This window comes from Nereida ignava (assembly GCF_047114695.1).
GTDB classification, from domain to species: domain Bacteria; phylum Pseudomonadota; class Alphaproteobacteria; order Rhodobacterales; family Rhodobacteraceae; genus Nereida; species Nereida ignava.
The window spans coordinates 1,967,183-1,987,769 of sequence record NZ_CP112885.1 but is presented as its reverse complement, the minus strand read 5'-3'; the positions used below and the strand labels follow the sequence as shown (position 1 = coordinate 1,987,769).

The following is a 20,587-nucleotide window of genomic DNA, read 5'->3' as shown; positions in this document are numbered from 1 at the left end:
GCTAGTGCGCCTCAGCCCAGTTTGCTCCGCGACCCGCATCAACAATCAACGGCACATCAAGGTGTACCGCTGGGTTGGCCGCGTTTTCCATCACCTCTTTGGCCACAGCCGTTAGTGCGTCAGCGGCGTCCGCATCTACTTCGAACAACAGCTCGTCATGTACCTGCAGAAGCATTTTGGCAGGCAAATCAGCAATGGCTTCCGGCATCCGGATCATCGCGCGACGAATGACATCCGCCGCAGTGCCCTGAATGGGGGCGTTGATGGCGGCTCGTTGCGCAAAGCCAGCCCGCGGACCTTTGGCGGCAATCTCTGGCGTGTTGATTTTACGTCCGAAAAGCGTCTCAACGTACAGGTGCTCTTTTGCAAAGGCTTTCGTCTCGGTCATGTAATCTTTGATGCCGGGGAACCGCTCAAAATACCGGTCAATAAAGCCCTGCGCCTCAGCACGCGGAATGCGCAGGTTGCGCGCAAGACCAAAGCCACTAATGCCGTAGATCACTCCGAAATTGATGGCCTTTGCCTGGCGGCGCACGTCAGGTGTCATCTCATCAAGGGGGACATCGAACATCTCGGATGCAGTTAGCGCGTGAATATCCAAACCGTCCTTAAATGCCTGCTTTAGCTCCGCAATATCAGCCATATGGGCCAATATCCGCAGCTCAATCTGACTGTAATCCAACGCCACAAGCACTTTACCTTCAGGGGCTACAAACGCCTCACGAATGCGGCGGCCCTCTTCAGAACGAATTGGAATGTTTTGCAAATTCGGATCTGTAGAGGCAAGGCGGCCAGTATTGGCACCAGCGATTGAATAGCTTGTGTGAACGCGGCCCGTATGTGGATTGATGTGATCTTGCAGCGCGTCTGTGTAGGTCGATTTCAGCTTGCTCAACTGCCGCCAATCCAAAACACGGGCCGGCAGGTCATGCTCTGTTGCAAGGTCCTCAAGCACTTCCGCACCCGTTGCATACGCACCAGTTTTGCCCTTCTTGCCACCCTCGATACCCATCTCATCAAATAGGATTTCCCCAAGTTGTTTAGGGGAGCCTACGTTAAAGCTACGTCCTGCCAGCTGGTGAATTTCGTCCTCAAGCCCTGCCATTTTCTGGGCAAAGGCGTTCGACATCCGGCTCAGAGTATCGCGGTCAACTTGCACACCTGTCCGCTCCATCTGGGCCAACACAGGCACCAAGGGACGCTCAAGCGTTTCATAGACTTTGGTGACTTGGCTGCGGTGCAACCGTGGCTTGAAGTACTGCCACAGGCGAAGCGTAATATCCGCATCCTCTGCCGCATAAGGCACCGCCTCCTCAACAGGGACGCGGTCAAAGGTGCGCGCTGATTTACCTGTGCCCAAAAGCGGCTTAATTGGGATTGGTGTATGGCTCAAATACCGATCCGACAGCGCATCCATACCGTGGTTATGCAAACCGGCGTTCATGGCGTAAGACATCAACATCGTGTCATCAATCGGGTGCACGGCGATGCCTTCATTAGCAAAAATCTTAGCATCGTATTTCATGTTCTGGCCGATTTTCAAGATGCTCGGGTCTTCAAGCATTGGCTTGAGCATATTCAAGCAAGTGGCAAAATCCATTTGCCCCTCGGCCAGCGTATCATCCCCAAACAAATCATCCGCATCGCCACCTTTATGGGTCAGCGGAATATAGCAGGCCTTGCCCGCATCCACGCATAAAGAAACGCCCACCAGATCGGCAATCATCTCGTTCAGGCCAGTTGTCTCCGTATCCACTGCCACATAGCCACGGGCATAAATACGGTCGATCCACAACTGAAGGGCCTCTGGGGTTTTCACCCATTCATAAGCGGCTGCATCAAAAGGCACCGCTTCGGCTTCGGGCGCATCTGCACTGGCCGCAGGCGTATCTTCAATGGTGGGAGCCTCTGCGCCCAAAGTATCAGCAATGCGCCGCGTCAGGGTGCGGAACTCCATCTCAGCCAAGAAGGCCAGAAGCTGTTCCGGATCAGGGTCGCGAACTTCCAAATCATCAAGGCCATAATCCAACGGCGTCTGATCATCGAGGGTCACAAGGCGTTTTGACAGCTCAATTTGTTCGCGGTGATTAATCAGCGTTTCACGGCGTTTGGGCTGTTTAATCTCAGACGCGCGGTCCAGCAACGTTTCAAGATCGCCATACTCATTGATCAACAACGCAGCAGTTTTCACGCCAATACCCGGCGCGCCCGGCACGTTATCAACGCTATCGCCCGCAAGCGCCTGCACATCCACAACACGCTCCGGGCCAACACCAAACTTTGCCTCAACCCCTTCGCTATCAATCAGATTGTTTTTCATGGCGTCGAACATCTCAACACCGCCACCGACAAGCTGCATCAGATCTTTATCGCTTGAAATGATCGTGCAGCGCCCACCCGCTTCACGCGCCATGCGCGCAAGCGTTGCGATGATATCATCCGCCTCATAGCCAGCCTGCTCTTTGCACGCGATGTTAAACGCTTCGGTCGCTTTGCGGGTTAGTGGAATTTGTGGACGTAGGTCCTCGGGCATCGCATCGCGATTGGCCTTGTAAAGATCATACATATCGTTGCGGAACGTATGACTGCCCTTGTCAAAGATGACGGCCAAATGGGTTACATCACTGCCCGTGTTGCCCTCAACGTACCGCTGCAACATGTTGCAAAAGCCCGATACTGCACCAATCGGCAGCCCGTCTGACTTGCGGGTCAGCGGTGGCAACGCGTGATAGGCACGGAAGATAAATGCGGATCCGTCGATAAGGTGCAGATGGCAGCCGGGTCCAAAAGTCATAGGGGTCGCTCCAGATTAAGTAAGCGCCACCAAAAGATCACAGCGCCGCAGCGGTGGTTTACGCTTTGTCTTGGTGATCCTGATGGATCATTTTGCAGTCACAGTAGGGGCATTCAACCCAACCGTGCTCTTGCGGGATTTGCAGCCAAACGCGAGGGTGGCCAAGCGCGCCCTCACCGCCATCACAGGCCACGCGGTATTGCTCGACGATACGTGTTTCAGGGGCTTGTGTTGCCATGATGCAATGTCCTTGGTTGTCGCGGGGCGTCGCCCGCTCTAAGTCTGACCCTAAGATATACATGACACGCGCAGGGGCAAGACCGACATGGACCAATCCGCCATAGAAATCACCGGACTGCGCAAGACCTATGCCAGCGGGCATGAGGCCTTGAAAGGCATCGACCTAACCATCCCTAAGGGCTCCATCTTTGGGCTTTTGGGGCCAAACGGTGCTGGCAAGTCGACTCTCATCAATATTCTAGCGGGCTTGGTGCTTAAATCATCAGGTAACGTAAAGATTTGGGGGTTTGATCAAGACATCAACCCAAGGCAATCGCGCGCCAGCATTGGTGTGATGCCCCAAGAGCTTAACCTCGATCCATTCTTTACACCTCGCGGCGCAATGGAAATGCAGGCAGGGCTTTACGGCGTCCCAAAGGCCGAGCGGCGCACGGATCAGATCCTTGATATCATCGGCCTTGCAGACAAAGGCGATGCCTACGCGCGTTCGCTTTCTGGTGGCATGCGCCGACGGCTGTTGCTTGGTAAAGCATTGGTTCACGCGCCCAACGTGCTGGTTCTGGACGAGCCAACAGCAGGCGTTGATATTGAGCTGCGTAATATGCTTTGGGAGAATGTGCGTAAGCTGAATGAACAGGGCATGACGATTATCCTGACTACGCACTACCTCGAAGAAGCTGAAGAAATGTGTGACGAAATCGCCATCATCAACCACGGCGAGAAAGTTGCGCAGGACACCACGCAAAACCTATTGGGACGGGTCGATGCAAAAACGCTTTTGATTACACCGTCTGAGGGTGATCCAAGTACGATTGATCTGCCACAGGGCGTAGAGATGAGCGTACGCGACGGCGGCCAGATCGCGTTCAGTTACAACCGCAAAATCACACCAGCCGATGCAGTCCTTGATGCGGTGCGCGCGGCGGGCGTCAAAATCGCAGACGTGCGCACCGAAGAAGCGGACTTAGAAGAAGTGTTTTTGGCCCTCACCAAAAGCGCTTAGGCCTGCGGCAAAAGCCCGCCAAGCCCGCGCCCTGCCACCACATGAACGTGCATGTGCGGGACTTCTTGATTGCCGTCCTGTCCAGCGTTTGAAACCAAACGATAGCCAGAACCAGCAGAGCCCGGGCACACACCCAATGCATTGCACACATCAGCAACTGCGCGTGTGAAATCAACAATTTCAGCATCTGACGCCTCAGAAGCAAAGTGATCGTAAGTCACATAAGCCCCTTTGGGGATAATCAGCACGTGCTCGGGGGCTTGGGGCGCAACATCCCGAAACGCCAAGGTATGTTCGGTCTCATGGACAGTTGTGTTCGGGATTTCTCCGCGCAAAATCTTGGCGAAGATATTTTGATCGTCATACACATAAGCCATCGGTGCACCTCATTGTTTGCCAGTCTAAGCCGCGACCTAATCAACGAACAAATGTTCAGTTTCGGCAATTTTCGCAGCGTCAGCCATAGGTATACCTAAGAACGCTGCAAGCGCATCCGCATTTTTCTGCGTTGAATGATCTTGGGCAAACTTGAAGTGATTGGGATAGCCGCGGTCGTTGATCTGTTCGCTTTCAAACGTCACATCATAGCGGATCGTCGGCAACAAAGTTTTCATTGTGTCATCAGACGTATCCGCACCCGCAAGCCCTACGCGCTGCGCATGACCACGCAGATAATCGTCACTAAATTCACACTCCAACTCAAGCAGCTTTGTGGTGCTTCGATCGGCATAAAAGTCGTCCAGTAACTCAATGCTCGCAGGATCAAGGCAGACAACCAGACGTTCTGTCTCGTGATGCTCAAACAGCATGCGCATCAACGCACGGCGGTGACGCATCCGCTTATCCAGCGTTTTCTGGATGCCGCCTAAATCAGGCAACGCGACATCGTTTTCGTTAAACAAATAGGCAATCGTAGGCACATCTGTCTCTGCAGCGATGCGTTTTAGTAACCTCTTGGCCACATGCCATTTCTTGCACGCGATAATCATCAACTCTCGGTTTCGACCCAAACTACTTTCAGTCTCCCAAAAGCGCGGAGCAAAACGTCGACCGATCCGGCCACGCTTGGACAGAAACTGAAACAAATTGCGCCCCTCATCCGAGACGTGAAATTCAGCGCTGTTATCAACGTAAAGCGCGCCCAGTCGGGCCTTCAACTCAGTGGCATCAGGGCTAATTTTACGGGCAAACAGAAAATCTTGGCGAAGCAACAACTCGTAATGATCATTGTAGAATGTCATCGGCATGCCGTAGTCCGTGAACAGCAAAAACGTCAAAGGACGGCATTCAATCTCTCGGTCGGGGACCACATGGCGCACGATGGTTTGGAAAAATGTCTCGTCCGGTATCCATGTCGTTTTGAAAAAGCGCATCACATCGCGCCGCTCACGGGTGAAATCCAAAACCCACTCAACGGTTCTGCGGCGCAAACACCACCATTGTGAACCGATCTGGACTTGCAAATCATCCGGCACTGAGCGCGCTAACCCAAGAGCACGCTGCGCCGCAAAACACTTATAAAACAGCCATTTTTGCTGTCGTTCGTTAAAGAAATGCCGGTAGATCAGGCGCTCTTCTTTCCAGCCTGTTTTAATCCAGTCGCTCTCAAAATAATCAAACGACTCAATGTAATCTTTGTCGTCTGCATCCAGAAAGTCATGAGCGTACCGCGCGGATTTGATCGACATACAATCACCCGAAACCATGTAAAAATGGCTCGCACGCGGAAATGCTTCAACTGCCGCCTCAAGCGCATAAAGCGTGGCCTGCACCAAAGACCACTCACCCCAACCGCACTTAATGCGGCGCTTAGAAAACGTAACATTTGGGTTGTCCTCAAGCGCCTCTTTGATCGCGTGGAAATCCGCTTTGGCCGCACGCGCATCGAAATGGATCGCAATAAAATCGCCCGCTGCCGTCAACTGCTGCGCCTGTGCGATAACGCCTGCAGGGTCTTTATGACATAAAAGGATGAACGCGATTTTAGCCATTTTGGAACCAGTAACTTAAATTCTTATACCATTATCCGGCCTAGATACCCCAAAGAGCCTGCGAATATACACAGTTTGTTTGCATTTTCGGCCTTATCATGCCCAAACAGGTGTAGAACCTGTCGATTAATAGAATGTTGAGTGAGTGACGAAATGGGTTTTCCAGGGACGTGGATGACAGAGAGCGAAAGCGTGATGTACCGTGTGGTGCCCAAATGCGCATGCTCATCGATCGGTCAAATCATGTACTACTCCGATCACGGTGTATTTTTTGACGGCGACATCCACGACAGCAAAGACAAGCTGCATAAGTGGGCCCAAGAAGACAGCCAGCCCCTGATTGAGGCGAATGCAAAGGCCCACAAAAGCTACGCGTTTACGTGCGTGCGCAATCCCTACACCCGCATATTATCCTCGTTTTTCGATAAAATCTGCGGGATACAGCGGAACGGTAAGCGATACCGCGGCAACCTTGTTCCGCTCTTGATCCAAAAATACGGCATTGAAGTGGGCTCGCCGGAAGACGGGTTTGAGTTTGATCAGATCAAGTCGTTTCGCCGCTTTTTGCTTTTTGCCCGCGACACCATCCGCTGGAAACGCCCGATGGATCCTGACATCCACTGGTCCGCGATGTCCGGGCATGTGTCGACCTTCATCATGAACGGCGGCACCTACGACAACATCTTTTTTACTGAGAAATTTAACGACGGCATGCAGTCAGTCCTCGATGCGATCGAAACGCCTCATAGGGTTGATCTTAATACCATCCCCCGCTTCAACGAGTCTGAAGGGCATGGCCCAAAACGCCTTCATCCGGTTGAAGACTACTTTGACGATATATCCATGCATCTGATGTTTGAAATCTACAAACGTGACTTCAAGCTGTTCAAATATGATTTCGAAAACCCCGCCAACAAAATGCCACTAGGGAATGTAGATTTGGCAGAAGTACACGCCAAATTGGGCGAGTAAGGCCGCCTAAAGGCTTGGTAGCACGCCGCCCAACTCATCTTCGATATGGGTCTGGATAATCTGATCAAAACTAGCTTCGGCAACAAAGCCGTGCGCCAGCGCCCGCTGTGGGTCAAACGCTTTAGGCCAGGTTGACACAATAGCATCCACAGCCGCGTCCGCTTCAAAACGCACTAGTGCCCGTGCCTTTGGACCCGCGACCCGTTCCAGCGCGTCTAACATTTCACCTACCGACGCACTTACACCCGGCAGACAAAGCGCCCGTCTTGGCCCAAGAGCAGCCGTATCAATTTCAGCGCCATGCGCCAAAAAGCCGACAGCGGCGCGGGGGCTAGCAAACCAATGGCGCAAACTCTCGGCCACAGGCAAGATCGCCTCCTGCCCCGCCAAAGGTTCGCGCAGAATGCTCGAGTAAAATCCAGATGCTGCCTTATTTGGGGCACCGGGCCGAATGCAAATCGTGGGCAACCGCAGGCTCACGCCATCAATAAAACCTTTGCGCGTGTAATCATTCACCAGCATTTCGCCCAATGATTTCTGCGCACCGTAGCTCGACAGTGGAAGCGTCGCAGTGTCGTCCAAGATAACATCAGGCAAAGGCGCGCCGTAGATCGCCAAAGACGACGCAAATACCACGCGCGGACAATACGCTTGCTGACCACGGATCGCCTCAAGTACGTTCTGTGTGCCGCCAAGATTGATCGCGTAGCCTTTGTCAAAATTGGCCTCAGCTTCACCAGAGACAATTGCCGCCAGATGAAAAATCACATCGGGGCGCTCGTTAATCAACGCACCAACTTGGACAGCATCCGTAATGTTCACCTCGACGCACCGCGCGCCGTCTTGGGAGGGCGCAATCACATCCGCAAGGACAAGTTCAGAAATGTCATGGCCCTGAATACGCCCAACACGTTGCAGATGAAGCGCCAGCTTGCGCCCCAACATACCCGCCGCCCCAAGAATGAGAACTTTCATGATTTAGATCAGCCCGTTTTGCTTAAATAGCGCCTGCAGATCGGCCTCAGGGCGCGCGCCCATGTGGCTGATGATTTCCGCAGCACAAACGTTACCCATTTTCCCACAGGTCTCAAGATCGGCGCCCGTCGCAAGCCCGTACAAAAAGCCCGCTGCAAAAAGATCACCCGCGCCAGTCGCATCCACGGGCACCACCTCTTGCACGCCCACATGAACACGCGTCTGACCTTGCACAATCGTCACGCCATCACCCGACTGGGTACAAACGACCAGAGGGCAAATATCGGCTGCTTTCCCAAGAGCCGCATCAAGATCAGCAGTCTGAAACAATGACAGCAATTCTGCACGGTTGCCGATGAAGTAATCCAACTCGTCCTTAATCAGCCCCAGAAAGTCATCGCGGTGACGTTCAACACAAAACGGATCAGAAATTGCGATGCCCGCCTTACCGCCAGCAGCCCGACAGGCACGCGCCGTTTTCAAAAACGCTTCTTTTCCTTTGTCTTTGTCGAAAAGGTAGCCTTCCAAAAACACAATCTCGGCCTGATCCGCCACACCATCCGCAAGATCATCAGGCCCCAGTTCTGCAGACACACCGAGGTAGGTATTCATCGAGCGTTCACCGTCGGGGCTCACAAAAATCATTGACCGCGACGTAGGCGCCTCTGCTCCGGCGACGGGCGCGTTTACAAAATCTGTACCACCCTGCTCCATCGCATCTGCGTAAAACGCCCCAAGAGCATCATCAGCGACCCGCCCCACAAAGCCCGTCTTCAACCCAAGGTTCCCCAACCCCGCCAGCGTATTAGCGACCGAACCGCCCGGTGCCTGAACACGGTTGTCCATCGCGCCGTAAAGTGTCTCAGCGCGCTCACGCTCGACCAGCTGCATAATGCCTTTTTCGATGCCCATATGCGCCAAAAACTGATCATCTGATTGGGTCAACACATCAACAATGGCATTACCAATGCCGACAACTTTGTACGTTTTCATAAATTCTTGTCCTCAAAGGTGCACAGGTCACGGATCAAACACGTGCTGCACATTGGTTTTCGCGCTTTGCATACGTATCGGCCATGTAAAATCAGCCAGTGATGCGCGTGATGTTGAAAGTCAGCCGGCACGTGATCTTCGATTGCGCGCTCAATCGCAACCACATCTTTGCCAACAGCAATGCCCGTGCGGTTCCCAATGCGCAAAATATGGGTGTCTACAGCCTGCGTCGGCATCCCCCACCACATATTCAGCACGACATTAGCCGTTTTGCGCCCCACACCGGGCAGGGCCTCAAGAGCAGCGCGCGAGTTAGGCACGACACCGCCATGCTCTTCGACCAGAATACGGCTCAACTTAATGACGTTCTTGGCCTTGTTGCGATAGAGCCCAATCGTTTTGATGTGCTCAATCACAGCTTCTTCACCCAAAGCCAGCATCTTTTCAGGGGTGTCAGCTATCTTGAACAGCTCACGCGTCGCGCGGTTCACGCCCACATCGGTTGACTGCGCAGAAAGCGCCACAGCCACTACCAGCGTGTAGGCATTGACGTGATCCAACTCACCCTTGGGTTCGGGGTCGGCTGCATGAAAACGCGTAAATATCTCGCGCATGGTGTGATAATCGAGCTGCTTTACCATGACAAAACCTATGCCCGCTGCAAGCAAAAGCGGCAAGGTTTTTCGCCCGCTCCGCCGCCTACATGCGGCCACCCAATTAAAATTGTCGCAAAACACCGTGAAAGCATGCGCGCGTGTTTACGCACTGTTAGCCGCTTGGCGGGTAATCACGAAGGGACATCTAACACCAAACGGGAGAAGCGATCCGTGCTATCAGGACTTGGGCCAGGCTCATATGTAATGACCTCACAAGGGGAGTTACCCGTTGAATGGCTTGCGGTGGGCGATCAACTGGTGACGCGCGATCACGGCCTGCAGCCTTTGCGTCACATTGAGCGTACCCGTGGCACTGAGGAAAACCCGCTGCCCGATCCGCTTGTCCTCCCCCTGCCCGAGGAGGGCATCTCACGGCAAAGCGACCCGCTTTATATGGCTCCGCTGCAAATGGTGATGATGCAACATCCCCTGATCGAAATTCACTTCGCCGTTCAAGAAGCCGTTTGCCCCATCATCGCACTGTCACGCCGAAAAATATCCCGCTACGTTAGCGCGCGACCCTTGGTTTATCACACTCTCGTTTTGCCTATGCATGCGTTGATCATGGTAAACGGGTTATGGATTGAAAGCTGTGGCTATGTGCAAAGCCAACGGATTAGAATTCCCGCAAGCACCAAAACCGATGTTTTAGACCCAACCCACAAAGCACCACGCCGCGTCCTAACAGCATGGGAAGCTAAGCTGATGCGCAGGCTGATCCCACAAAACCTCAATATTCGCGATATCATCTGTGCGGCCTAAAACCCGCAAGAACTGGGTCGCAAACCTTAGCGCATCTGCGTTACGCTGCATTAGGGCTTAGCAGCAAGGATCCACATAAATGGCCAAGGCAGATCAATCGGAACCCTATCACTACGGGCTGATCAAACGTGCTATTGAGGTGATTGATGCCCACGACGGCAAACAACTATCGCTTGACGATATCGCCCGCGAAATGGGCATGAGTGCGGCGCACTTTCAGCGCACATTCAGTCAATGGGCAGGTGTCTCACCCAAACGCTTTCAACAGTTTTTGACCCTCAGTCACGCAAAAAACATGCTGCACAATAACTTCACGACGCTCGATACCGCCGCTGAGGTAGGGTTATCTGGCACAGGCCGTCTTCACGATCTGTTCGTGAAATGGGAAGCCATGAGCCCCGGTGAATTTGCCTGCAAGGGAAAAGGCCTGACCATTCATTTCGGCTGGTTCGCAACCCCGTTTGGGCAAGCACTGGCCATGGGAACCGACCGCGGTCTTTGCGGCCTCGCGTTCAGCGATGATTGCGGTGCAGACCCCGCATGGCGCGATATGTCCGGCCGTTGGCCCCACGCGCATTTCGTTGAAAACCCCACCGCCCTTGAGAAATGGGTCAGTGCCGCCTTAAATCAAAGCGGTGACACGTCATTACACCTGATGGGCGCGCCATTTCAGATTAAAGTCTGGGAAGCGCTGCTCACGATCCCATCCGGCCACGTCACTACCTACTCCGAAATCGCGCACGCCGTGGGCAACCCAAAGGCAGTCCGCGCCGTTGGTACTGCAGTTGGACGCAACCCCGTCAGTTGGTTAATCCCATGTCACCGCGCGCTGCGTAAATCAGGCGGCTTGGGGGGATATCACTGGGGCCTTCCCGTCAAGCGCGCGATGCTGGCCTATGAGACTGCGCGGTTGACACCGGACGCGTAGCGCAACCTCGGCGTTTTTTGGCGCATCAATCCGTACAGATATTGGATAACACGCTGCTCTGACGCATATTGGCCTCAACCAAGTTAACCAAAAAATATGCATAATGAGGCTACCAATGTTTTTGAAGAAAACCCTACTGATCAGCACAATCGCGGCGCTGTCGCTTAGCGCCTGTACAGAGTTTGAGGGCGTCGCCAGCCCTGATGATCCCAACCGTCGCACCAAAAACGGCGCTGTCATAGGCGCGCTCGCGGGTGCAGCTACGGGCCTGATCAAGGGCGACACCAGTAGCCAGCGGCGCGAGCAAGCGGTGGTTGGTGCATTGATTGGCGCAGGTGTCGGCGGTGCCATTGGGGCCCGCCTTGATCGGCAAGCGCAAGATCTGCGGGATGACTTTTCCAGTAGCGGTATCACCATTGAAAACACGGGTTCAGAATTGATCGTGACCATGCCGCAAGATGTTTTGTTCGGAACAGACAGCGCCGATGTGCGCGCCGATCTTAAGCGAGACCTGCGTGCTTTGGCGGGCAACCTGCAAAGCTATCCCGACAGCACAATCGACATCTATGGTCATACGGATGACACGGGGTCCGAAGAATACAACGCTAATCTATCCACTCGTCGCGCCCAGGCGGTTGCGTCTATTTTGATGGATGCTGGCGTCGCGCCACGGCGTCTGCGCGCATTGGGGCAAGGCGAAACAAGCCCCATTGCCACCAACGAGACACCCCAAGGCCGCGCTAAGAACCGCCGCGTCGAATTCATTATCCGGCCCACTGACGCCTGATCTATTGGCAATTCTGCTTGGTGGTCATATTGTTTGACCAATCCAAGGAGGCCATATGCCATTCGATCCGATCAGGTCTGAAAAATTATCTGGCGCGGTTGTGCGCCAGATTGAGCTTCTTATTCTGCGCGGCGTTCTGCGACCAGGCGAGCGGTTACCTTCCGAGCGCGACCTTGCCGAACGCCTCGGCGTATCGCGCCCGTCTCTTCGTGGGGCAGTGGCCGAGTTGCAGGACAAAAAGCTATTAGAGACGCGAGCAAGCGCGGGCATATACGTAGCCGAAGTCCTTGGGTCAGCTTTTAATCAGAACTTAGTGTCCTTGTTTGCCAGCCACGATGAAGCCGTTTTTGATTATATTCGGTTTCGCCGTGACATGGAGGGCATCGCTGCGGCACGCGCCGCTGTGCATGGCTCTGACACCGACCTCAAAATTATCGACACAATTTATAAAAAAATGGAAGCTGCGCACGCCAAACGTAACTCAACTGATGAGGCGCGTTTGGATGCAGATTTTCATATGGCCATTATCGAAGCGAGCCACAACATTATCATGCTTCACATGATGCGCTCGATGTTTGATCTGTTGAAAGAAGGCGTGTTTTACAACCGTGGCATCATGTTCAAACAGCGCACAACACGTGACACTCTTTTGAAGCAGCACGGTGCGATAAATGCAGCCGTCCAAGCCCGCGACCCTGACGCCGCCCGCCGTGCAGTAACTGCTCATTTGGATTTTGTAGAAGCCGCACTTGATACCCATCAAAAGCGCGAAGCCCACGAGTTGATCGCACAAAAACGCCTCGACAACGAATTAAAGCGTTAGGCGCACAAAAAAGCCCCACGCACAAAATTGGGCGCGGGGCTTTCTGTTTATTGATTTGGTCGAACTAGTGCAGCTTGGCTGCAACTTCATCGATCCCATCATCGATAGATTTATTAAGGCTGGCAGCGGTGCTTTGCTTAGCAACAACGTCGCGTGCGGCACCGATGGCTACTTCAATCGCGCTATCACGGACGTCCTTCACAGCAGCAGCATTTGCCGATGCAATCTGGTCTTCCGCTGCCACAAGGCGGCGCGCAATTGAATCTTTCAGATCAACTTTGGCTTGCTCGGCCGCTGCCTCAGCATCGGCCTTTGCTTTTTCAACGATGCGATCTGCTTGTGCCTGCACTTCTTTTTGCTTGCGCTCGTAAGTCGCTAGCAAGGTCTGTGCTTCCTCACGCAGGGCTTTCGCCTCGTCCAGTTCAGATTTGATATCAGCAGCGCGCTTATCCAACATACCCATCAACATGGATGGAACGTTGAAATAAAACAGAATGCCCATGAACACCAAAAAACCACACAGTACAATAAAGTCTGTGTTCTTGAGAACAAAGAAAGGACCTTCGGCTGCCAATGCAGGTGTTGCCAAAAGGGCGAATGCAGGTGTCAGAAACTTGTTCATAGCTTACCCTTTCATCCGCGCAGTCACAGCAGCGGTTACACTGCGTGCATCTGCTTTTCCACCAAGTGCGACAACCAACTCTTTGGCCGTATCCTTGGCGACTTCCTTAATGCTCTCTTTAGCGCCAGCACGAATTTCAGCAATTGCCGCCTCTGATTCAGCTGTGCGCGCAGCAATCTCCGCATCTGCCTTCGCGATTGCTTTATCCAAATCTTTCTGGATTTCAGCACGCGTTGCGTTTGCAATGTTCTGCGCTTCAGCACGAGCATCTGCCAGTGCTTGGTTATATGCGTTTTCTGCATCAAGAGCCTGTTGTTTAAGGTCTTCTGCAGCAGCCAGATCGTTGGTGATGGCCCCTGAACGCTCTGCCAAAACAGCAGCAATCCGTGGCAATGCCACACGACTAAGGATCAGGTAGATCGCGATAAGTGCGATCACCAACCAGAAAATCTGGTTTGGGAATGTCGAGAACTCAAGCTGAGGCATGCCAGCGGCTTCTGCCCCATGTTCTGCGCCATATGTATCAGTTGCCATCTTGGCCTCCTTGAACCTTGAAGTTTGATGGCAGCCCGTCTGTTAGGACAGGCTGCCGTCAAGAAACGGTAGGTTCAAAGATTAGACAGCGAACATCAGAAGCAGAGCGACGAGGAACGAGAAAATCCCCAGGGCTTCTGCAAACGCGATGCCGATGAACAAAGTAGCAGTCTGGCCAGCAGCAGCAGATGGGTTACGCAGTGCGCCTGCGAGGAAGTTGCCAGCAACGTTGCCAACGCCCAGAGCTGCAATGCCTGCGCCCAACGCGCCCATGCCTGCACCGATGTATTGTCCCAAGTTTGCGATATCGCCTTCCATGTCTTTTCTCCTTACAATGGATTTTAGTCGTTTGGTCGTTGATGCGGGCAGATTGCCCGATCGTTAGTGTGACGGGTGAAGCGCGTCTTTTAAATAAACGCACGTCAGAACCGTGAAAACATAAGCCTGGATGAAGGACACCAGTACCTCGAGGGCGTAAATAGCAACTACGCCCAGAATTGGCAGAACCGCAAATGCGCCAAGCGCACCTGCAAACCCTGCGAACACTTTCAAAACTGCGTGGCCGGCCATCACGTTACCCGCAAGACGAATAGACAAGCTAACAGGACGCACGAAGTATGATGTGACTTCGATGATGGCCAGAACTGGGCGCAACGCCAGCGGCGCCGAAGACACCCAGAACAGGCCCAAGAAGCTGACGCCGTTTTTGACAAAGCCCAAGACTGTCACTGCGATGAATACTGCCAAGGCCAGTACAACGGTCACAGCAATCTGTGCTGTTGGCGTGAAAGATGTCGGGATCAGGCCCAAGAAGTTGGTCATCACAATGAAAAGGAACAGCGTGAAGATATAAGGGAAGTAGCCAAGCGCATCTTTGCCGGCCACATCTTCAACCATTTTGTGCACGAAGCCGTACGCCATTTCAGCAATTGACTGAACGCGGCTTGGGATGATTGCGCGGCCGCGCGTACCAACAACCATCAAGGCCAACACAGCAAGTACAGCGAGGAAATTCCAGACAGCGCCGTTTGTGACTGTGAAGAGTGAAATCTCTTTGCCGCCAAATGCGGGCTTGAGCTCGAACTGATCCATCGGGTGAATAGAGAGCGCCGGATCTTTCGTTCCAACAACGCCAATCACAAACAGCACGGTAGCAAGAGCGAACAACGCAATGCCAATACCTTTGGTGCTCTTTGGTGTTTGACCAGCGGTTTGCTCTGTATTCGACGCCATGCTCAGCCCTCTTTGTTCTGTTTGGTAGCCTCGTGAGCCACCGCTTCGGCCTGAATTTCCTTTGAGGTGCGTATCATGACGTTCACCCCGGCAACGAAACCCAGCAATGTAAATACGACTAGGAATATCGGCAGCGTACCAAAAAGCACGTCTAGTCCGTATCCCAAGCCAACCCCGATCAATAGACCAGAGACCAACTCTGTCACCATTCGCCAACCCTGCTGGGCCATCGAATAATGCTCTTCCACTTTCGGTTTGGGCGTTTGGGTAACCTTCAGCGCGTTGATACGCGCGTCCAGCTCTTCAAGCCGTCTTTTGTCAGGCTCAGTTACCATGCCCACACCTTTCGTGGTCTTAGCGGATAGCTATTGCCAGATCGCATCCGAGTCAATAACGCCCGACGCAACCTAACACATTGATAAATAACACAAATGATATTTCGCCGCAGACGATGCGATGGGTTTTAGCAAAATCCATTATTCAACCAAATGGTTGACGATTATCGTTTTTGCCTCCAATCACATTCACAATATGACCGATCTGGATGCAACATTTGCCGCACTCGCGGACCCCACACGCCGCGCGATCCTGTCGATGCTGCTTGAAGACGACATGGCAGTGACTGACGTGGCAGAGCCCTTTGACATGTCTTTGGCTGCCATAAGCAAGCACCTTATCATCCTGCAAAAAGCGGGACTTATCTCGCAAGAAAAGCGCGGACGGGTAAAGTGGTGCAAGCTTGAGCCGGACGCGCTACGCGGTGCCAGCACATGGATGCAAAGCTTTGGTCAGTTCGAGCCCGTGAACCTTGATGCGTTTGAAGCGTTTCTTGCCGCGCAGTTAGAAGGCGAATAACGCCGCCAGACCGCGCTTAGTCCTGCGCGAACGTCCACGTCTTAGCCACACTCTTTAGATGCTTGAGAAATGCCTGCACTTTAGCGGTGCGGTGCAAATCTACGTGGGTGACAAGCCACATCGGGACGGACCACTCATCAAGGGATGGCATCACCTCGTGCAGATCATCACGCATAGCCAATTCCCATTCAGGCACAAACCCAATGCCAGCACCCGCAGCGATCGCATCTTCCATGCTGCGATTATCAGAAGTGCGGAACACAATCTGATCTTCGGGGACTTCACGCCCCAACCATTGAATAAACGGCGCACGCGAAGAACGGCTATCGTGGCTCACAAAGCCATGCCCTGAAAGATCCCCGTTTTTAGGCAGCCCTTTACGCGCCACATATTTTTCATGCGCCACAAGGCACATGCGTTGCTTCATGAACTTCTGCACAACATTGTCAGGCTGATCCGGTGCTGCGCCTGCGCGAATGGCCACGTGGGCCTCGCCGTATTCAAGCCGGAACAACCGCTCACCCGTCAGATACCGCACACGCAAATCAGGGTGCTGAACCTGAAAATCACTAACCACACCACTCAAAAGCGGCGAAATACCCGCAAGAGATGTTACAACAAAATCACCCGATACCCCTTCGCCACGCCCCTTTAGGCGTCCAACAAGCTGGGTGAATTGTTCATCTGTAGTTGCAGCGACCTGCAACAAGTCTTGGCCAGCTTCCGTTGCAGTGTAGCCGCGTGCGTGGCGCTGAAACAACTTCACACCAAGCCTGCCCTCAAGTGCATCAATATGGCGAATTACAGTAGCATGATGCACGCCCAATACCTCGGCGGCCCCGCTTACGGTACCGTTGCGCGCCACCTGAAAGGCCGTGCGTATTTCATCCCAATCATTCATGACCCACTCCGTATCTTAACCATCCGCGAATTTCACTGTGCACAATTCAACAGAACGCACCACAACTTTGCGCAATATGTTCAGCTTTGCAGATCGAATAGAAAAAAGGCCAGAGATTTTTCAGCTAGAAAGCACAGTACATGCCCTCAAATATTCTTCGCCTCGATACATCATCCGACACTGTTTCTGCCTCAAGCCGTATGCTTGTAGACGCGGTCGTTGCAAAACTGGACGGCACTGTTGCCACCCGTGATCTGGCCGCAACACCTCCTGCACTTGTTGATTTGGGGTTTGTTACGGGGCGCGGTCTGCCAAAGGCTGACCGCTCAGCCGAGCAAGCCGCTTCACTTGAGTTGTCAGACACCTTGATCGCCGAACTGGAAGCCGCCGACGCTATCGTAATCGGCATGCCGATCTACAACTTCGCACCACCTGCCGCTCTCAAGGCATGGGCAGACCAAGTTGCCGTCCCTGGCCGAACATTTAGCTACAGCGCGGATGGCCCCAAAGGTCTGCTCGAAGGCAAGAAAGCATATGTGGTCGTGACTTCCGGCGGCACGCAAGTCGACAGCCCGATTGATTTCGCAACACCGTGGCTGCGCTTTTTTCTGGGCTTTATCGGCATTACCGATGTGACCGTGATCGCGGCAGATCGCTTGGGTGCGGATGCAGAGGCCAAATTGGCCGAAGCCCAAGAGCAAATCGCAAACCTGTCGTAAGGCTACCAAATCAAGCGGGCAGATAGGCAATCTTGCTTTCTGCCCGTTCACCACAACTGCTCATATAGAAGACGGCGGACACACATTAGTACCGCGCCGCTTCTATTGACTCATTGCGCCGCTCGGCCTAAACGCAAGTCAAATCACGGAAGTCTCAAACTTCCGGTCTTTATGGTATCTACCAAAGATCGCCCTCCGTCAGCGCGTTGCGCCCACGGGGGTATTTGGGGTTTTTCGGATTGGTCCTTATGTTTGGGCCTAATGGAACAAAGTGCAAAGGGGCACGCGTATGTTTGAAAATCTATCAGATCGCCTATCAGGTGTATTCGATCGGCTGACCAAGCAGGGTGCGCTTTCCGAAGATGACGTCAAAACAGCGCTACGCGAAGTACGGGTGGCTCTTCTTGAGGCTGACGTTTCCCTACCCGTTGCCCGTGACTTCATCAAAGCTGTGCAAGAAAAGGCCGCAGGACAATCGGTCACTAAATCGGTCACGCCCGGGCAGCAGGTCGTCAAAATCGTCCACGATGAGTTGGTCCATGTTCTGGCCGGTGATGAAGGTGAAATCGGGTCACTGAAAATCGACAACGCCCCTGCCCCCATCTTGATGGTCGGTTTGCAAGGTGGCGGTAAAACGACAACCACTGGTAAACTTGCCAAGCGGCTAAAAGAGAAAAACGGCAAACGCGTTCTGCTGGCCTCTCTCGACATTTATCGCCCTGCTGCGCAACAACAGTTGGCCATTCTCGGCACGCAGATTGGCGTGGATACTTTGCCGATCGTTGCGGGTGAAAGCGCTGTACAAATTGCAAAACGGGCCAAGCAGCAGGCAACAATGGGCGGCTATGACGTCTATATGCTTGATACGGCGGGCCGTTTGCAGATCGACGAAACCCTGATGAAAGAAGTCGAGGACGTCCGCGATGTGGTGAACCCGCGCGAGACGCTCTTGGTTGTCGATGGTCTAACAGGTCAGGTCGCTGTGGAAGTGGCCGAAGAATTTGATGCAAAGATTGGCATCTCTGGCGTTGTGCTGACCCGTATGGACGGTGACGGACGGGGCGGCGCGGCTCTTTCTATGCGCGCAGTTACAGGCAAGCCGATCAAGTTTGTGGGCCTGGGCGAGAAAATGGACGCCCTTGAGGAGTTCCACCCAGAACGTATCGCAGGCCGTATCCTTGGCATGGGCGACATCGTCAGCCTTGTTGAAAAAGCGCAAGAGACCATTGAGGCCGAACAAGCCGAGCGCATGATGAAGCGCTTCCAGAAAGGTCAGTTCAACATGAACGACCTTAAGATGCAGCTTAACCAGATGCTTCAAATGGGCGGAATGGAAGGCATCATGGGTATGATGCCCGGCATGAAAAAGATGGCCAAGCAAGTTGAGGAAAGCGGTTTCGACGACAGCATCCTGCGCCGCCAGATCGCGCTTATCAATTCAATGACCAAGAAAGAGCGCGCCAACCCGCAGCTTTTGCAAGCCAGCCGCAAAAAGCGCATCGCACAGGGTGCCGGCCTTGAGGTGAGCGAATTGAACAAGCTCATGAAAATGCACCGCCAGATGTCTGACATGATGAAGAAAATGGGCAAGATGGGCAAAGGCGGCATGATGAAACAGGCCATGAAAGGCATGTTCGGAAAAGGCGGCCCCTCACAGGCCGAGATAGAAGCAGCACAGCAACAAATGGCGGGTGGCAAAATGCCAGCGGGCCTTGGCGGTGCTGGTGGTTTAGGCGGTTTCCCAGGCCTCGGTGGTGGCGGCGGTTTGCCCCCCGGTTTGACGGGCTTTGGCAAAAAGAAATGATCCGCACCGCGATCATCAACACAGCGCGCATCATGCGCTGCTTTGCACCGGCTGTTTTTGCCGCGCCACTCTTTGACGTTGCTCAAGGTGGGGCCGCATAATGCACACGGCAAATATCCCTGTCCTCAATACAAAGCGGCTGTCTCTGCGTGGGCCAGAGGCTGAGGATTACCCCGACTTCAAAACCACCTTCAGCAGCTACCGCTCGCGGTTTATGGGCGGCCCTCTGAATGCCTATGAGGCTTGGATGCTTTATGCAGCCGAAATCGGGCATTGGAATATTCGTGGTTTTGGCATGTGGATGATCCACGACCGTATCACCGACGAGACTTATGGCATGGCCGGTGTCTGGCAGCCCGCAGGCTGGCCTACCGCGGAATTGGCTTGGATCATCTGGCCCAAAGTGGCGGGCCGCGGCATCGCGCTTGAAGCTACACATGCGGTGCGCGACTATGCCTATGAGACGCTGAACTGGGACACTGCCGTCAGCTATCTTGACCCCAAAAACCTTGAAGCAATCCGTTTGGCCGAACGCCTTGGCTGTATCAAAGATGCGGATGCACCCAGCGTTGACGACCACGATGTGGTCTACCGCCACCCGACACCAGACGCGTTGAACAACAGCCAGCTGCGTCACGGTATTGAAATGGAAATCGATCACTACCGCGATCCTGAATTCACCCCGAAAGGATGGGCTCTTGACTGATGCAGTAACTAAAGCCGCCGCCGTTTTGGCAGAGCACCGCGCGAGTATTGACCGCTTGGATGCGATCCTTGTGTACACCCTCGGAGAGCGCTTCAAGCACACACAGGCAGTGGGGAAACTCAAAGCCGAACACGACCTTCCCCCGTCCGATCCCACGCGCGAGGCGCATCAGATCGCACGGTTAGAAGATTTGGCAGGCAGGGCCGATCTGGACCCTGAATTTGCCAAGAAGTTTCTCAACTTCATCATCGCTGAAGTTATTCAGCATCACCAAAAACACCAATCATAA

24 protein-coding genes are annotated in these 20,587 nt (G+C 53.6%); 11 read left to right on the top strand and 13 right to left on the bottom strand.

Translation table 11 applies throughout. The features are described from left to right. Position 1: 1 nt before the first annotated feature. Positions 2–2,794: a DNA polymerase I gene (gene polA, locus OLX08_RS09835; RefSeq protein WP_391481146.1), complete on the bottom strand. Its 2,793-nt coding sequence runs from the start codon at positions 2,792–2,794 to the stop codon at positions 2–4. 58 nt (positions 2,795–2,852) lie between these two features. Further along, positions 2,853–3,032, bottom strand: a complete 180-nt coding sequence (locus tag OLX08_RS09830) for a zinc-finger domain-containing protein (RefSeq protein WP_048599195.1) — start codon at positions 3,030–3,032, stop codon at positions 2,853–2,855. A gap of 87 nt (positions 3,033–3,119) precedes the next feature. Between OLX08_RS09830 and OLX08_RS09825 the strand changes: the two genes are divergently transcribed. Then, positions 3,120–4,037, top strand: a complete 918-nt coding sequence (locus OLX08_RS09825) for an ABC transporter ATP-binding protein (protein WP_391481145.1) — start codon at positions 3,120–3,122, stop codon at positions 4,035–4,037. Here OLX08_RS09825 and OLX08_RS09820 read toward each other — a convergent pair. Together OLX08_RS09820 and OLX08_RS09815 are read right to left on the bottom strand one after the other, a co-directional pair. Next, complete coding sequence (locus OLX08_RS09820; RefSeq protein ID WP_048599193.1) at positions 4,034–4,414, bottom strand: HIT domain-containing protein; 381 nt, start codon at positions 4,412–4,414, stop codon at positions 4,034–4,036. The two genes, OLX08_RS09825 and OLX08_RS09820, sit on opposite strands and share 4 nt — an antisense overlap. Positions 4,415–4,450: 36 nt before the next feature. Next, positions 4,451–6,028 carry a DUF5928 domain-containing protein gene (locus OLX08_RS09815; protein ID WP_391481142.1) on the bottom strand — a complete coding sequence of 526 codons (1,578 nt, stop codon included), beginning with the start codon at positions 6,026–6,028 and terminating at the stop codon, positions 4,451–4,453. A 153-nt stretch (positions 6,029–6,181) separates the two neighbouring features. On the opposite strand from OLX08_RS09815, the gene OLX08_RS09810 reads away from it, so the two are divergent. Then, the gene (locus OLX08_RS09810) at positions 6,182–7,000 is read left to right on the top strand and encodes a sulfotransferase family protein (RefSeq protein WP_391483231.1); all 819 of its coding nucleotides are present in this window, start codon (positions 6,182–6,184) and stop codon (positions 6,998–7,000) included. Positions 7,001–7,006: 6 nt separating this feature from the next. Here OLX08_RS09810 and denD read toward each other — a convergent pair whose 3' ends face one another. The 3 genes from denD to nth are packed head-to-tail and all read right to left on the bottom strand — an operon-like array spanning position 7,007 to position 9,609. Then, a complete protein-coding gene (gene denD / locus OLX08_RS09805; RefSeq protein ID WP_391481141.1) occupies positions 7,007–7,975 on the bottom strand; it encodes a D-erythronate dehydrogenase in 969 nt (322 codons plus the stop codon). Positions 7,976–7,978: 3 nt separating this feature from the next. Continuing rightward, the gene (locus OLX08_RS09800; RefSeq protein WP_391481140.1) at positions 7,979–8,968 is read right to left on the bottom strand and encodes an adenosine kinase; all 990 of its coding nucleotides are present in this window, start codon (positions 8,966–8,968) and stop codon (positions 7,979–7,981) included. Beyond that, positions 8,965–9,609, bottom strand: coding sequence for an endonuclease III (gene nth / locus OLX08_RS09795; protein WP_334066360.1), 645 nt, complete (start codon positions 9,607–9,609; stop codon positions 8,965–8,967). Before nth ends, OLX08_RS09800 begins: the two co-directional genes overlap by 4 nt. Between nth and OLX08_RS09790 the strand changes: the two genes are divergently transcribed. From OLX08_RS09790 to OLX08_RS09775, 4 genes are all read left to right on the top strand, one after another. Further along, entirely contained in the window at positions 9,556–10,386 is an 831-nt protein-coding gene (locus OLX08_RS09790; RefSeq protein ID WP_391481138.1) for a Hint domain-containing protein, read from the top strand. The two genes, nth and OLX08_RS09790, sit on opposite strands and share 54 nt — an antisense overlap. A gap of 79 nt (positions 10,387–10,465) precedes the next feature. Next, on the top strand, positions 10,466–11,314 hold the full coding sequence (locus OLX08_RS09785; protein WP_391481136.1) for a bifunctional helix-turn-helix domain-containing protein/methylated-DNA--[protein]-cysteine S-methyltransferase: 849 nt from the start codon (positions 10,466–10,468) through the stop codon (positions 11,312–11,314). Between the two features lie 115 nt (positions 11,315–11,429). Then, on the top strand, positions 11,430–12,101 hold the full coding sequence (locus OLX08_RS09780; protein ID WP_391481134.1) for an OmpA family protein: 672 nt from the start codon (positions 11,430–11,432) through the stop codon (positions 12,099–12,101). A gap of 55 nt (positions 12,102–12,156) precedes the next feature. After that, positions 12,157–12,924 (top strand): FadR/GntR family transcriptional regulator, encoded by a 768-nt coding sequence (locus OLX08_RS09775; protein ID WP_391481133.1) that lies wholly within the window; start codon positions 12,157–12,159, stop codon positions 12,922–12,924. Positions 12,925–12,988: 64 nt separating this feature from the next. Here the strand turns inward: OLX08_RS09775 and OLX08_RS09770 are convergent, their stop codons facing one another. The 5 genes from OLX08_RS09770 to OLX08_RS09750 form a co-directional block, all read right to left on the bottom strand. Further along, positions 12,989–13,546, bottom strand: coding sequence for a F0F1 ATP synthase subunit B (locus tag OLX08_RS09770; RefSeq protein WP_391481132.1), 558 nt, complete (start codon positions 13,544–13,546; stop codon positions 12,989–12,991). Positions 13,547–13,549: 3 nt separating this feature from the next. Continuing rightward, positions 13,550–14,080 carry a F0F1 ATP synthase subunit B' gene (locus tag OLX08_RS09765; RefSeq protein ID WP_391481130.1) on the bottom strand — a complete coding sequence of 177 codons (531 nt, stop codon included), beginning with the start codon at positions 14,078–14,080 and terminating at the stop codon, positions 13,550–13,552. An 81-nt stretch (positions 14,081–14,161) separates the two neighbouring features. Further along, the gene (locus OLX08_RS09760; protein WP_341245756.1) at positions 14,162–14,398 is read right to left on the bottom strand and encodes a F0F1 ATP synthase subunit C; all 237 of its coding nucleotides are present in this window, start codon (positions 14,396–14,398) and stop codon (positions 14,162–14,164) included. A gap of 63 nt (positions 14,399–14,461) precedes the next feature. Then, on the bottom strand, positions 14,462–15,259 hold the full coding sequence (locus OLX08_RS09755) for a F0F1 ATP synthase subunit A (RefSeq protein ID WP_391483229.1): 798 nt from the start codon (positions 15,257–15,259) through the stop codon (positions 14,462–14,464). A gap of 56 nt (positions 15,260–15,315) precedes the next feature. Then, the gene (locus tag OLX08_RS09750) at positions 15,316–15,648 is read right to left on the bottom strand and encodes an AtpZ/AtpI family protein (protein WP_391481129.1); all 333 of its coding nucleotides are present in this window, start codon (positions 15,646–15,648) and stop codon (positions 15,316–15,318) included. A gap of 196 nt (positions 15,649–15,844) precedes the next feature. On the opposite strand from OLX08_RS09750, the gene OLX08_RS09745 reads away from it, so the two are divergent. Then, complete coding sequence (locus OLX08_RS09745; protein ID WP_391483228.1) at positions 15,845–16,168, top strand: ArsR/SmtB family transcription factor; 324 nt, start codon at positions 15,845–15,847, stop codon at positions 16,166–16,168. Positions 16,169–16,184: 16 nt separating this feature from the next. Here the strand turns inward: OLX08_RS09745 and OLX08_RS09740 are convergent, their stop codons facing one another. Next, positions 16,185–17,069 (bottom strand): LysR family transcriptional regulator, encoded by an 885-nt coding sequence (locus OLX08_RS09740; protein WP_341245752.1) that lies wholly within the window; start codon positions 17,067–17,069, stop codon positions 16,185–16,187. 140 nt (positions 17,070–17,209) lie between these two features. On the opposite strand from OLX08_RS09740, the gene OLX08_RS09735 reads away from it, so the two are divergent. The 4 genes from OLX08_RS09735 (at position 17,210) to OLX08_RS09720 (ending at position 20,587) form a co-directional block, all read left to right on the top strand. Next, the gene (locus OLX08_RS09735) at positions 17,210–17,788 is read left to right on the top strand and encodes an FMN-dependent NADH-azoreductase (protein WP_391481127.1); all 579 of its coding nucleotides are present in this window, start codon (positions 17,210–17,212) and stop codon (positions 17,786–17,788) included. 289 nt (positions 17,789–18,077) lie between these two features. Next, positions 18,078–19,592, top strand: a complete 1,515-nt coding sequence (ffh, locus tag OLX08_RS09730) for a signal recognition particle protein (RefSeq protein ID WP_341245750.1) — start codon at positions 18,078–18,080, stop codon at positions 19,590–19,592. Positions 19,593–19,692: 100 nt separating this feature from the next. Further along, on the top strand, positions 19,693–20,298 hold the full coding sequence (locus OLX08_RS09725; protein ID WP_391481125.1) for a GNAT family N-acetyltransferase: 606 nt from the start codon (positions 19,693–19,695) through the stop codon (positions 20,296–20,298). After that, positions 20,291–20,587 carry a chorismate mutase gene (locus OLX08_RS09720; protein WP_048599175.1) on the top strand — a complete coding sequence of 99 codons (297 nt, stop codon included), beginning with the start codon at positions 20,291–20,293 and terminating at the stop codon, positions 20,585–20,587. The genes OLX08_RS09725 and OLX08_RS09720 overlap by 8 nt, the downstream gene beginning before the upstream one ends.

Coding starts and splice junctions, on each gene's coding strand:
- nth (WP_334066360.1), bottom strand. CDS start 9,609: ATGGTAAAGCAGCTCGATTATCACACCATGCGCGAGATATTTACGCGT.
- OLX08_RS09770 (WP_391481132.1), bottom strand. CDS start 13,546: ATGAACAAGTTTCTGACACCTGCATTCGCCCTTTTGGCAACACCTGCA.
- OLX08_RS09735 (WP_391481127.1), top strand. CDS start 17,210: ATGCCCTCAAATATTCTTCGCCTCGATACATCATCCGACACTGTTTCT.
- polA (WP_391481146.1), bottom strand. CDS start 2,794: ATGACTTTTGGACCCGGCTGCCATCTGCACCTTATCGACGGATCCGCA.
- OLX08_RS09815 (WP_391481142.1), bottom strand. CDS start 6,028: ATGGCTAAAATCGCGTTCATCCTTTTATGTCATAAAGACCCTGCAGGC.
- OLX08_RS09775 (WP_391481133.1), top strand. CDS start 12,157: ATGCCATTCGATCCGATCAGGTCTGAAAAATTATCTGGCGCGGTTGTG.
- OLX08_RS09765 (WP_391481130.1), bottom strand. CDS start 14,080: ATGGCAACTGATACATATGGCGCAGAACATGGGGCAGAAGCCGCTGGC.
- OLX08_RS09750 (WP_391481129.1), bottom strand. CDS start 15,648: ATGGTAACTGAGCCTGACAAAAGACGGCTTGAAGAGCTGGACGCGCGT.
- OLX08_RS09785 (WP_391481136.1), top strand. CDS start 10,466: ATGGCCAAGGCAGATCAATCGGAACCCTATCACTACGGGCTGATCAAA.
- OLX08_RS09830 (WP_048599195.1), bottom strand. CDS start 3,032: ATGGCAACACAAGCCCCTGAAACACGTATCGTCGAGCAATACCGCGTG.
- OLX08_RS09740 (WP_341245752.1), bottom strand. CDS start 17,069: ATGAATGATTGGGATGAAATACGCACGGCCTTTCAGGTGGCGCGCAAC.
- OLX08_RS09820 (WP_048599193.1), bottom strand. CDS start 4,414: ATGGCTTATGTGTATGACGATCAAAATATCTTCGCCAAGATTTTGCGC.
- OLX08_RS09810 (WP_391483231.1), top strand. CDS start 6,182: ATGGGTTTTCCAGGGACGTGGATGACAGAGAGCGAAAGCGTGATGTAC.
- OLX08_RS09725 (WP_391481125.1), top strand. CDS start 19,693: ATGCACACGGCAAATATCCCTGTCCTCAATACAAAGCGGCTGTCTCTG.
- ffh (WP_341245750.1), top strand. CDS start 18,078: ATGTTTGAAAATCTATCAGATCGCCTATCAGGTGTATTCGATCGGCTG.
- denD (WP_391481141.1), bottom strand. CDS start 7,975: ATGAAAGTTCTCATTCTTGGGGCGGCGGGTATGTTGGGGCGCAAGCTG.
- OLX08_RS09825 (WP_391481145.1), top strand. CDS start 3,120: ATGGACCAATCCGCCATAGAAATCACCGGACTGCGCAAGACCTATGCC.
- OLX08_RS09800 (WP_391481140.1), bottom strand. CDS start 8,968: ATGAAAACGTACAAAGTTGTCGGCATTGGTAATGCCATTGTTGATGTG.
- OLX08_RS09780 (WP_391481134.1), top strand. CDS start 11,430: ATGTTTTTGAAGAAAACCCTACTGATCAGCACAATCGCGGCGCTGTCG.
- OLX08_RS09745 (WP_391483228.1), top strand. CDS start 15,845: ATGACCGATCTGGATGCAACATTTGCCGCACTCGCGGACCCCACACGC.
- OLX08_RS09760 (WP_341245756.1), bottom strand. CDS start 14,398: ATGGAAGGCGATATCGCAAACTTGGGACAATACATCGGTGCAGGCATG.
- OLX08_RS09790 (WP_391481138.1), top strand. CDS start 9,556: ATGAAAACGCGTAAATATCTCGCGCATGGTGTGATAATCGAGCTGCTT.